The sequence below is a fragment of the Alteromonas sp. AMM-1 genome (genome assembly GCF_047290655.1).
GTDB lineage: Bacteria > Pseudomonadota > Gammaproteobacteria > Enterobacterales > Alteromonadaceae > Alteromonas > Alteromonas mangrovi.
Map to the genome: position 1 here is coordinate 1 of NZ_JBLBUE010000115.1, position 11,169 is coordinate 11,169.

General features: G+C 48.9%; 10 protein-coding genes and 1 tRNA gene. 2 read left to right on the forward strand and 9 right to left on the reverse strand.

Going from position 1 to position 11,169, the window contains the following annotated elements:
* Nucleotides 1–11: 11 nt before the first annotated feature.
* From ACLR2L_RS14990 to dnaQ, 3 genes are all read right to left on the reverse strand, one after another.
* Nucleotides 12–88 (reverse strand) — tRNA-Asp (locus ACLR2L_RS14990).
* Between the two features lie 259 nt (nucleotides 89–347).
* The gene (locus ACLR2L_RS14995; protein WP_413369185.1) at nucleotides 348–1,835 is read right to left on the reverse strand and encodes a TIGR03503 family protein; all 1,488 of its coding nucleotides are present in this window, start codon (nucleotides 1,833–1,835) and stop codon (nucleotides 348–350) included.
* 29 nt (nucleotides 1,836–1,864) lie between these two features.
* On the reverse strand, nucleotides 1,865–2,572 hold the full coding sequence (dnaQ, locus tag ACLR2L_RS15000) for a DNA polymerase III subunit epsilon (protein ID WP_140957068.1): 708 nt from the start codon (nucleotides 2,570–2,572) through the stop codon (nucleotides 1,865–1,867).
* A gap of 86 nt (nucleotides 2,573–2,658) precedes the next feature.
* Between dnaQ and rnhA the strand changes: the two genes are divergently transcribed.
* Nucleotides 2,659–3,138 carry a ribonuclease HI gene (gene rnhA, locus ACLR2L_RS15005; protein WP_140957067.1) on the forward strand — a complete coding sequence of 160 codons (480 nt, stop codon included), beginning with the start codon at nucleotides 2,659–2,661 and terminating at the stop codon, nucleotides 3,136–3,138.
* Between the two features lie 20 nt (nucleotides 3,139–3,158).
* Here the strand turns inward: rnhA and ACLR2L_RS15010 are convergent, their stop codons facing one another.
* The 3 genes from ACLR2L_RS15010 to ACLR2L_RS15020 are packed head-to-tail and all read right to left on the reverse strand — an operon-like array spanning nucleotide 3,159 to nucleotide 4,932.
* Nucleotides 3,159–3,494 carry a DUF2834 domain-containing protein gene (locus tag ACLR2L_RS15010; RefSeq protein ID WP_413369187.1) on the reverse strand — a complete coding sequence of 112 codons (336 nt, stop codon included), beginning with the start codon at nucleotides 3,492–3,494 and terminating at the stop codon, nucleotides 3,159–3,161.
* Complete coding sequence (locus ACLR2L_RS15015; RefSeq protein WP_413369189.1) at nucleotides 3,491–4,471, reverse strand: NAD(P)H-quinone oxidoreductase; 981 nt, start codon at nucleotides 4,469–4,471, stop codon at nucleotides 3,491–3,493. The genes ACLR2L_RS15010 and ACLR2L_RS15015 overlap by 4 nt, the downstream gene beginning before the upstream one ends.
* Nucleotides 4,472–4,485: 14 nt before the next feature.
* Entirely contained in the window at nucleotides 4,486–4,932 is a 447-nt protein-coding gene (locus ACLR2L_RS15020) for a GNAT family N-acetyltransferase (RefSeq protein WP_413369190.1), read from the reverse strand.
* A gap of 156 nt (nucleotides 4,933–5,088) precedes the next feature.
* Between ACLR2L_RS15020 and ACLR2L_RS15025 the strand changes: the two genes are divergently transcribed.
* Nucleotides 5,089–6,276, forward strand: a complete 1,188-nt coding sequence (locus tag ACLR2L_RS15025; protein WP_413369192.1) for a class I SAM-dependent rRNA methyltransferase — start codon at nucleotides 5,089–5,091, stop codon at nucleotides 6,274–6,276.
* Nucleotides 6,277–6,306: 30 nt separating this feature from the next.
* Here ACLR2L_RS15025 and ACLR2L_RS15030 read toward each other — a convergent pair whose 3' ends face one another.
* The 3 genes from ACLR2L_RS15030 to hrpA all read right to left on the reverse strand — a co-directional run bounded on the left by ACLR2L_RS15030 (nucleotide 6,307) and on the right by hrpA (nucleotide 10,942).
* Nucleotides 6,307–6,507, reverse strand: coding sequence for a DUF2061 domain-containing protein (locus ACLR2L_RS15030; protein ID WP_413369194.1), 201 nt, complete (start codon nucleotides 6,505–6,507; stop codon nucleotides 6,307–6,309).
* A 124-nt stretch (nucleotides 6,508–6,631) separates the two neighbouring features.
* Entirely contained in the window at nucleotides 6,632–6,934 is a 303-nt protein-coding gene (locus ACLR2L_RS15035; RefSeq protein ID WP_140957062.1) for a PilZ domain-containing protein, read from the reverse strand.
* A 111-nt stretch (nucleotides 6,935–7,045) separates the two neighbouring features.
* Nucleotides 7,046–10,942, reverse strand: coding sequence for an ATP-dependent RNA helicase HrpA (hrpA, locus tag ACLR2L_RS15040; RefSeq protein WP_413369196.1), 3,897 nt, complete (start codon nucleotides 10,940–10,942; stop codon nucleotides 7,046–7,048).
* Nucleotides 10,943–11,169 lie beyond the last annotated feature (227 nt).

Sequence of the window (11,169 nt, forward strand, 5' to 3'; positions counted from 1 at the left end):
CAGTTGAAAAGTGGCGGAGCGTACGGGACTCGAACCCGCGACCCCCGGCGTGACAGGCCGGTATTCTAACCAACTGAACTACCGCTCCACATTTTCAATTATTTCAGCGATTTAACAAGATTCTTTTCAGAACCATGCCCCTCACTGCGGCGCAGATAATACGGATTCCATTTAGTCGAGTCAACGGTTTTTTTTACCAAACTGTCATTCTTCGAATCGTTTGCCTGTTTATTCGCCATATCGACGAAATTGGCAACGAATTGATTAAAAATCCGCTAGCCCGGTTAAACCAATGAACGAACAAATACTTATTGATATAAGCAGGTACGTTGGGTCATGTCTGACGGTTAATTGCCTTCTGGTGCTTTGTTCTTTTTAAACTTGCCCAACAGGTTTGCAAGGAACCCTTTTTTCGCCTCACCTTCAGCAGGCGCCTTGTTCGTCTTTCCCGGCGCTTTGCCAGAAACTTTTCCAGAAACGTTTCCTGACGCTTTAGCAGAGGTGTCAGACGGGGCTTTCCTGGCGCGTTTAAACCACATTACCAAGCCAATCACTATTCCACCAACCAGAATAATGCCGCCATTCACAGCAATCAGCCACATCATCAGCGTTTGGTTATCCATGCCGGTAGGTTCAGGAACGGGTTCCGGCATAACCATAGCAGGTTCAGGCATCGTCTCTGCCACCGGCGCTACAATCTCAGGCTCAGGTAATTCTGGCTCCGCCACCAGAAACGTATATTCGGGCACGTCCAATATAAAATCCCGGCCATTCACCGTTTTACCATAAGCGGTGAGCTTGACGCGGAAAATGCCATAGTCAAAAGCAATAATCAGATGCTCCCGCACCGCATCACTGGGTTCGGTAAGTGAAAAATTCTGCACATCCCCATTGGGGTAACGCACTTTTCCATCAACCAGGAGCGAATTTAAGTCAACCAGCTCGCGGTCTACGTCAATCAGTAATTTGTGGTAATCATTGCCGCCGCCATCTAACTCAACATTCATAATGACCGGATTGGGATACAAACGAATGGGCGGATCGACCTGTTCCCGGGTAAACATCGGCGTGCTGACACGAAAGATCGGCTGCCACTCTCCTGCTGCAACGCCCAGGTTAAACTGTCCGGTAAAAATACCGTCCAGCGGCGCTTCGTCCATGCCTCTGCCATTGTCTTCAAAGGTAGCAATTTGCTGGTCGTCGGCACCAAAATTGTCATAGTTGGGGTTATTGGTACTCACCAAATCAATGGTGAGTTCTACCACGTCGCGAAACTGGCTGTAATCAATTGGCTTATCGCCATTGGTTAAATAAGCCGTTTGTTTAAGAATTTCACCGGAGAACAGAATTTTAGGCAGCGGATCGGCATGTAACGCGATATCAGACAACACCATGACCCGGCTACCCGGTAGGATTTGCCCCACCGCCTGCCAGGGACCAGGTACCGGATTTTTAATATTGATCATGTCGTAGGTGTCGGCATCAAACCAAAAGATGTCTTTACCGTCTACCTGACTCTGAAAAATCTTGGAACCGTCAGGCCGTACCAACACCACAGGTGCAGAGCCATATTCGCGGAAGAACACCATAGTGACTTCTTCCACGTTGTAATCAATTCGAAAGCGGTTTTGTAATAGCTTAATACCGTTTTCGTACTCGCTGCCGATTAGCGATATAGGGGAATCATCAGCACCGGCTGAACCTGGAGCCGCCGAATTGGGTGCAGAGCCAGTAGCCGGACTTAATATTTCATCGCGTGACTGTGCCAGAGCATGCCCGGATGCCAATACCAGAGTCCAAAGTACGCATATGCGTGTGATGCGATTTAAAACCAATGCTAGCGCCCTATCCCGGCTAAAAGAAATCAGAGGTTACGCCACAAACACTGTCCGCCTTGTTTTTCAACCAGGTTCAGACGTTCCTCATGTTGTGTTAATTCATCGGCAGTGGCTTGAATAACCTTTAATTTATTTGCGCCGCGCTTAATTCGACGGATCACTTCTGCCCCGGTACCAGCCGCCTGATTATTCCCCGCCAGATTCAAATCTGTCTGACCACCAGTCATGATCAGGTACACATCGGCCAGGATCTCAGCATCCAGTAAAGCGCCGTGCAATTCGCGGTGACTGTTGTCTATGCCATAGCGCTTACACAATGCATCCAGGTTATTTTTTTGCCCGGGGTGCATGTCTCTGGCGAGTACCAGGGTATCCAGTACCGTGCAGATTTCGCGTGTTAATATGCCTGAAGTGGGGCCATGCATGGCAAATTCGTGATCCATGAAGCCCACGTCAAACGGAGCGTTGTGAATAACCAATTGGCCACCGCGAATAAAGTCCACAAAGTCCTGGGCTACATCGGCAAACACCGGCTTGTCAGCCAAAAACTCATTGGTGATCCCGTGAACCTCAATGGCTTCCTGTTCAATTTCGCGCTGAGGATTAATGTATACGTGGAAATGATTGCCAGTTAAACGGCGATTAACCACTTCTACACAACCAATTTCGATAATCCGGTGCCCTTCTCTGGGTTCGATACCCGTTGTTTCTGTATCCAGTACTATTTGACGCATAAACCACTCTAAACTTTGGTCAGATTCCGGTAGTATACCAAGCCATTGCTGGCAGACCACGCCTTCATAACAAAAAAGGAGAATTCGTGGCGCAACAATCTGTTCATATTTTTACCGATGGCTCGTGTTTAGGCAATCCCGGGCCAGGCGGATACGGCGCGATACTCATTTACGGCAAACACCGCAAAGAGCTGAGTCAGGGCTATACGCTCACTACCAACAACCGGATGGAGCTGTTGGCGACTATTGCCGCACTCAACGAACTGACCAAACCCTGTCTGGTAGAACTCACCACCGACAGTCAGTATGTAAAAAACGGTATTAATCAGTGGATCCATGGCTGGCGGAAAAATGGCTGGCGTACCGCTAACAAGAAACCGGTAAAAAATGCCGACTTATGGCAACGCCTGGACGACGCAATAAAACGCCATAAAGTGAACTGGCATTGGGTTAAAGGCCATAGCGGCCATCCTGAAAACGAACGCTGCGACGAATTGGCCCGGGCGGGTGCGAATAACCCAACTCAGGAGGACTCGGGGTATCAGCCAGAGAGTTCAAACACCTAATCTACGGGTGAATATTCCAACTACTCAGCGGGAATCTCCCCGCTTTCCTGCTGCCGGAATTGATAACTCATCAATAATGGCAGCCCGCACGACACACCAATCAGGCAGGTTGCCGCGACAATACTGATAATTTGTGGGTACGAGTAACGTGCCTTAGTGATATATAAATATACCAGAATCGCTACTGCAGAAATAAATACATCCAGCCAGGCAAAAACACTCAGCGGAGTAGCGGTTAGATGCTGCCAAAATAATACGGGGTGCACGCCGTATTCCATCAACCAGTTTACGAACGCTTTCAGCGGGATCACAGTCCCTGCTAATGCAATAAATAAAAACAGTGTGGATGCTCTCATTGCCAACGCACCACCAGCTTTCCCTTGGTTGCGTTGCGCTGAATGGCTTCGTGACACGCATTGATGTCTGTCACCATGTATACGCCGTCTATTACCACCGATAATTCTCTGGTGCTGAAAGCGGGCAGACACGCTTTTGAAAATGCGGCCACTAAATCGGCCTTGTACGCTACCGAGCGGTTTCTTAATGTGCTGCCGGTGATCGTTATTCGCTTTGCAAGTAACTTAGCCATATCCAGCTTTTCGGCAAACCGGCCGCCCATCATTGCCAGATAAACCACAGTGCCATCCATCGCCATAATATTGAGATTTCGGTTAACGTAGTCGCCCGCCACCATATCCAGCACCGCATTGACCCCATCAGGCCAGTGCTGCTTGAGCTCACTGACATAATCCTGGAGGGTGTAATTAATTAACACCGATGCACCTTGCGCCTCGCACACCGCCAGCTTGTCAGCCGAAGACGCCGTCACAGCAGTTTCTACGCCCCAAAGGCGACAAAGCTGAATGGCGGCCAGCCCTACACCGCTGGCACCGGCATGAATCAGCGCCTTTTGTCCGCGCTGTAATCCAGCAATAGTATGTAGTGTCTGAAAAGCCGTGAGATACACTTCTGCAAGACCGGCCGCTTCAGCATCAGTTAAATTTGCCGGCACGCGCAGAAGGTGTGACGCCTCAATGGCGACATACTCGGCATAGCCGCCGCCCGCAATGATGGCACAAACCCTTTCGTCTGGCTGCCAGCCAGAGACATCACTACCAATAGAAACAAGGGTGCCACAGACTTCCAAACCCAGAATCTCGCTTTCACCCGGTGGTGGCGGATAGTGCCCGGCACGCTGTAATAAGTCAGCACGGTTAACGCCAAATGCACTTACTTTCACTAACACCTGAGTAGGTGTTATGGCTGGCACAGCACATTCTGCAATTTGCAATAACGCCTGGGGATTATTGCTATCAAATGCTATGTATTTCATGTTCATTACTCTGTTTATTGCCCTTGCAGATAAATATCAGGCCGGTGGATTTGCATAAGCGGTGTGGGATCAGTAACCGGCTTGAAACCAAATTGCGAATAAAGGCTATGCGCATCTTTGGTGGCCAGCATAAAACGGCGCAAGCCCTGTAATTCAGGTAAATGCACAATGGTGTCGATCAGGTGTTTACTCAGCCCCTGGCCGCGATAAGCAGGTAACACAAACACGTCAGCTAAATAACCAAACGTGGCTTTGTCTGTGATCACCCGGGCAAACGCAACCTGTTCCTTGCCATGCAGAATACCCACACACACAGAGTGCTCCAACGCCGTTCTCAACGTGCTGGCGGGGATGCCTTTAGCCCAGTAAGTCTGACTGACAAAGGCGTGGATGGTGTCAAAGTCCATGTCGCTGAGCTGAGTCACAATAGTAAAAGTGGGTTGAGCCAGATTATCGGACACATTGATTTCCTTTTGCCCTGATTAAAATGCGTCTTTGTGCAAGCGCATGTATAAACGATAGCCATCAGCAGCAAGGCAAATGCCCGGTTAACTGGACTTCATATCGCTATCGCCAGTATACTGCGCGCCCGTCATTGTTCTAAGAATGCCAAGCATATGTCTGCAAAAATCTATTTACAACCCGGAAGGGAAAAGTCTTTATTACGCCGCCACCCCTGGGTGTTCGAAGGTGCGGTTGCCGCGGTAAAAGGCCGGTGTCGTCTGGGCGATACCGTAGACGTATTCAGTGCTGACAACAAATGGCTTGGCCGCGGCGCATATTCTCCGAATTCGCAAATTAGAGTGCGGATGTGGACATTCGATCAAAACGAAACCGTCGATAACGCCTTCTTTTGCCGCAAAATCGAATCCGCCTGGCAACTACGCCAACAAATTATGGCCCGCTCAAATTCCAATGCGTGCCGATTAATTGCCGCTGAATCAGACGGCTTGCCGGGTGTTACCGTTGATTTATATGATGACGTTGCCGTCGTTCAACTATTGAGTGCCGGAGCCGACAAGCATCGCGATAAAATTGTCTGGGCATTGCAACGCACGTTGTCACTGCGCGCAATATTTGAACGCAGCGACGTAGACGTAAGGCAAAAAGAAGGACTGGAGCCGCTAATACAAACATTATGGGGTGATGTACCACAAACCGTGGATATTCAGGAACACGGGGTCACCATTCGCGTCGATCTGCACACCGGCCATAAAACCGGGTTTTATCTCGATCAGCGGGAAAACCGTTTTGCAGCAAGCCGATACGCACAAAATGCCAGTGTACTTAATTGCTTTAGCTATACCGGCACTTTTGCCTGCTATGCACTGCGGGGTGGCGCCACTCACGTTACCAACGTGGACGTATCGCAACCGGCACTGGATATGGCGGCAACTCATATAGAACTGAATGGGTTTAACCCGCAACAGTGCAGCCAGGTAAAAGGCGATGTATTTGACGTGTTGCGTCAGTATCACAGCAATCAAACGCAATTTGATATGGTGATCCTTGATCCGCCCAAGTTTGTTGACAGCAAGGCGTCTCTTACCCGCGCTTGCCGGGGTTACAAAGACATCAATATGTATGGTATTCACGCCGTAAAACCTGGCGGTATTCTGTTAACTTTTAGTTGTTCGGGGTTAATGCCTGCAGATCTTTTCCAGAAGGTGGTGGCAGATGCAGCACTGGATGCTGGTCGTCAGGCACGCATTCTGGAACACCTGTCACAGGCCCCTGATCACCCTACCGCGCTCAACTATCCGGAAGGCTACTATCTGAAAGGTTTGATTTGTCAGATAGAATAATTCCCTGCCCTCACCAGTGCTGACAGCCAATTAAGCGGCCAGTGAAAATTCCTGGCCATTGGCGCGATTTATTCTCTGCCAGAATTTTTCATGGAAGTAAAAAACAACGGTATTAATTGCCGGCTCAACTAACGCTACTGCGCCACCAACCAAAAAACTATCCGTTAATAAATACGTTACCGTGAACGCAACACAAAAATGTACCATGGCAAAGGTAATGGTTTTCAACATAGCAATCTCCTCACTTGATAATGAGAAGTATTGCTAATAGAAAAGACAAATTAAAACCAAATTTATTGATTGGTTTAATTAAATGAATCGATTCGACACCAGCAAACGCAATCGCGTCGAATGATTATTTCATTTCTGAGATTTCAACCCCAATTACACAGCTGCTGTCTGACTGGGCAACACAACGCACTACCTTGGCAACTGCAGATAATGACGGAATTTGAGAACTGGTAGAGTCGATGCTGATATTCACCGTTGTACCAATTTCAATGGACGGTTCATCCACTTCCAGTGACATGCCTGTTGCACTGATATCTTTGCACACTGCCTGCAATGAACGACTCGACTCGTCATCGATGATCTGCACCTGACAAGGAGAATTCACCATCATCCTGAAAAAGTTTCGCTTGTCGTCGTATCCTAACATTTTTACATCTCCTGTGACCGCTACTACCATATCAATAGGAAGCCTGTAGAGCCCCCCTCACATGATATTGGTTATAGGGCGACATTTACCGCTTGTCAATGTTATTTCAGCTTAAAAGCTTTCCAGTTGATTTTCTATCCGCTTAGCTGAAATAGGTATTGCTGTACCAAGTTGTTGAGCAAATAAGGATACCCGTAATTCTTCTATCATCCACCGCACTGCAAGTAATTCCTCTGGCACTTTGTGTTTCGGATATTTGGCAAGCACACTTTGATAACGGCTTTCCACCTTCTCAACGGCCAGTTGCTGCATGCGATCGCGATTAGGATCCACCGCCAGTTTTTCAAGCCGTCGTGCCAGCGCTTTTAGGTAGCGATTCCAGTCTTCCAGTCTTGAACGGCCAAATTCTGCAACAAATCCCGGAAACACCAATGTGGACAAATGGCTTTTAACATGGCTTAAACCGGTAACCATGTCGAATGACACCTTGCCTTTCATCTTTTTCTGACATTCATGGGCCAGCGTTAACCCGGTTTCTACCAGTTGTGCAATGACCAGTACTTCGTCGTTAATGTTTGCCCTTACGTAATCCAGGCAGGCATCGAATTGTGCTTTCTCGCGTACAATACAACCAGATTGCTCCTGAAAACGCGTACTTAGCGCATCGATACCCGCAAGAATACAATCGTCTATAAGGGCTTTAATTTGCCCAAAAGGATTAAAATACAACCCCAGTTTAGCTTTGTTGGGCAGTTTCTTTTCAAGGTAGCTCACTGGCGATGGCATGTTCACCATTAGCAATCGGTTTAACCCCTGCTGATGCTGCTTTTCTGCCTGCTCTGCCTCCGGTAACAATTCTATGTCAACGCGCTTGCCTTTCACCACCAGCGCAGGATACGCCTGCACTTCAAAACCGCCGTGCTTTTGCGTGAAACTTTGTGGAAGCGCGTCGAAATCCCAACTGGTGATATCTTTGCGCTCAAGCTCTGGCGTTGCCGCTTTTTCGAAGGTTTGCTTTACTTTTCCCTGAAGTGTCTGTTTAAGCGCTTCTAAATCGTTGCCGTTGGCCAGTACCTTGCGATTGGCATCCACCACTTCGAAATGCATCACCAGGTGCTTGTCGAGCTGATCTAACTGCCAGTCTTCTGGTGTTACAGCAACCCCTGTCATACGCAGTAATTTTTGCGCTAACGCCTCCAGCAACGGAATGGGTTTACCCGTTTTTTCGTCGGCTTCTTTCATATCAGCCAAACAGGCTTCAGCGTAATTAGGCGCGGGTACAAAATTGCGTCGCAGTCGCTTAGGCAAACTCTTGATCAGTTGTACCACTAACTCGTGGCGCAATCCTGGCACCTGCCAGTCAAAACCATCGGCAACCACCTGATTCAGCAATGGCAGTGGAATACTAACCGTTACGCCGTCATCAATAGCATTGGGTTCAAAATGATAGCGCAACGGCAGCGTCAGGTTTCCTTGTTGCCAGCTATCGGGAAAGGCATTAGCCAACCCTGCGCCGGGTTGCTGCACGAACACATCCTGTTCGGTAAACCGCAGCGACGCCAGAGCGTCTTTTTGTTTTGCCCACTTTTTGAATGCCGCTTCGCTGTTAACGGCAACCGGCAATTTTGCGGCGTAAAAGTCTACCAGTTGTTGCTCATCAACCATCAAATCACGACGCCGTGTTTTCTGCTCCCAGTCGTCGGCCAGTTGCAGCAATGCCTGATTGTCTTGCAGCACGTCGTATTGCAGTCGCGTATCACCATTCACCAGCGCTTCGCGAATAAATAACTGATGACATACAGGTGGATCGATCTGGCTATAGGTTACCAATCGCTGAGCCACAATGGGTAAACCAAACAGCGTGACTTTTTCGCTGGCGGTGACTGCACCGCGCTTTTTAGACCAGTGAGGCTCTGAGTAATGTTGATTGATAAGATGCCCGGCCAGGCGCTCTATCCACGCGGGATCGATTTTTGCCACCATACGGGCAAACAGCTTTGACGTTTCAACCAGCTCAGCCGCCACGACCCATTTGGGGTTAGCTCTGGATAGTCCTGACCCCGGAAAAATCATAAATCGGGTATTGCGGGCGCCAAGGTATTCCCGCTCTTTGTCTTTCATACCTATGTGCGACAGTAAGCCTGTGCACAAAGCCTGATGTATTGAAGCGTAATCAGCCGCTTGCTGAGTAATGCGCAAGTCAAGTTCCGCAACCGATTTACGCAATTGACTCACAATATCCTGCCACTCACGCATGCGCAGATAATTAATAAAGTTTGTCTGACACCATTTGCGCAACTGGTTATTCGTCAGTTCGTTTTGCTTTTCTCTGAACGCCAGCCAGAGATTCCATAGTGCGATGAAATCCGAGTCTTTATCGGCAAACTCTGAATGTTTTTCGTCGGCTTGCGCCCGCTTTTCCTGAGGGCGTTCGCGCGGATCCTGTATGGTGAGTCCCGCCGCAATTACTATCACTTCCATCAGGCTGTTGTATTCACCGGCTGCCACCACCATACGGGCATATCGGGGGTCTACCGGCAAGCGTGAAATTTGACGGCCTAACTGTGTTAAACGGGGCTGGCCCTTGCGCCGCTCGATGGCCTGAATTTCTTCCAACAATCGAAACCCATCGTTAATCTGGCGGCTATCTGGTGGTTGAACAAAGTCAAATGACGCAATATCGCCTAAACCCAGCGTAAGCATTTGCAGAATAACCGACGCCAGATTAGTCCGCAGGATTTCCGGATCGGTAAACGCCGGACGATTTTCATAATCGTCTTTAGTGTACAGGCGAATACAAATCCCTTCAGACACACGGCCACAACGACCAGCCCGTTGATTTGCCGAGGCCTGGGATACCGGTTCAATGGGCAATCGTTGTACTTTACTGCGCGGACTGTAGCGCGAAATGCGTGCAGTACCCGGATCGATTACGTATTTAATCCCCGGCACAGTAAGTGACGTTTCCGCCACGTTAGTTGACAGTACAATTCGGCGCCCACCATGAGGCTGAAAAATCCGTTGCTGCTCTGAAGCAGACAAGCGCGCGTACAGAGGAATTATTTCTGTATTGCGGTACTGCTGTTTACTTAATGCATCCTGAGTGTCGCGAATTTCCCGTTCACCACTTAAAAATACCAGAATATCACCACGCGGCTCGCGCATGAGTTCATCAACAGCATTGATGATCCGGTCAACCTGATCCTGCTCCTCTTCCGAATCCTGCGGATCGTGATAACGGATTTCAACCGGAAACGTACGACCACTGACTTCAATGATAGGCGCATCGTTGAAATACCTGGAAAAACGCTCCGGATCAATAGTCGCTGACGTAACAATAACTTTGAGCTCTGGGCGCTTTACCAACAATTGCTTTAGATAGCCAATCAGAAAATCGATGTTCAGGCTGCGTTCGTGCGCTTCATCGATAATGATGGTGTCGTATTCATTTAAAAATCGGTCCTGCTGCATTTCTGCCAGCAGCATACCGTCGGTCATTAATTTAACCAGAGTATTGTCACTAACCTGATCGGAAAATCGGATTTTAAACCCGACTTTTTCGCCTATCTGCGTGCCCAACTCTTCTGCGATGCGCGATGCGACGCTTCTGGCTGCTAATCGGCGCGGCTGGGTATGCGCAATCTTACCGGTAATGCCGCGGCCTAATTCCAGACATATTTTGGGGATCTGAGTGGTTTTACCGGAACCGGTTTCGCCGGCAATAATCACCACCTGATGGTTGGCAATGGCTTCTTTAATGTCGTCTTTGCGTTCGCTTACCGGTAACGGCGGGTACTCAATGTTGGGTACCGCAGCCGCCCTTTCCTCGCAGCGAGCAATGGAGGCATTGAGCCGGTCAATCACCTTGGCTAATTGCTGCTGCACGGACTCGTCGGCTAAATTCGCTTTTTGCAAGTGCTGCAATTGACGTCGAATAGAAAAACGATCGGCAATAGCGCATTGGGGCAATTGACTAAAAAGAGCTTTAAACGGCGCGGGATTGGGCATAGTGAACGGTGCTTGACTCTGAAACTGCAAAACTGCGATCCTAGAAGAACCAGCTGTGTTTTTCTAGCCTTTTCGGGTGTTTTGCCACACATCAACGGTGAAATCAGCGCTCAAGCGAGCACAAAGCCGCTTACTTTCCTTAGGGCGTGTTGATCTTTGCTGTATGATTTTGCAGCAGCCTGTGCGACGTTTATACAATGAAGCGCAAGTGAAGTGTAGTCATCTAC

What these genes read in the sequence shown, in the direction of transcription:
- dnaQ (WP_140957068.1), bottom strand. Translation starts at nt 2,572, where the DNA reads ATGCGTCAAATAGTACTGGATACAGAAACAACGGGTATCGAACCCAGA.
- ACLR2L_RS15010 (WP_413369187.1), bottom strand. Translation starts at nt 3,494, where the DNA reads ATGAGAGCATCCACACTGTTTTTATTTATTGCATTAGCAGGGACTGTG.
- ACLR2L_RS15015 (WP_413369189.1), bottom strand. Translation starts at nt 4,471, where the DNA reads ATGAAATACATAGCATTTGATAGCAATAATCCCCAGGCGTTATTGCAA.
- ACLR2L_RS15025 (WP_413369192.1), top strand. Translation starts at nt 5,089, where the DNA reads ATGTCTGCAAAAATCTATTTACAACCCGGAAGGGAAAAGTCTTTATTA.
- ACLR2L_RS15030 (WP_413369194.1), bottom strand. Translation starts at nt 6,507, where the DNA reads ATGTTGAAAACCATTACCTTTGCCATGGTACATTTTTGTGTTGCGTTC.
- ACLR2L_RS15035 (WP_140957062.1), bottom strand. Translation starts at nt 6,934, where the DNA reads ATGTTAGGATACGACGACAAGCGAAACTTTTTCAGGATGATGGTGAAT.
- hrpA (WP_413369196.1), bottom strand. Translation starts at nt 10,942, where the DNA reads ATGCCCAATCCCGCGCCGTTTAAAGCTCTTTTTAGTCAATTGCCCCAA.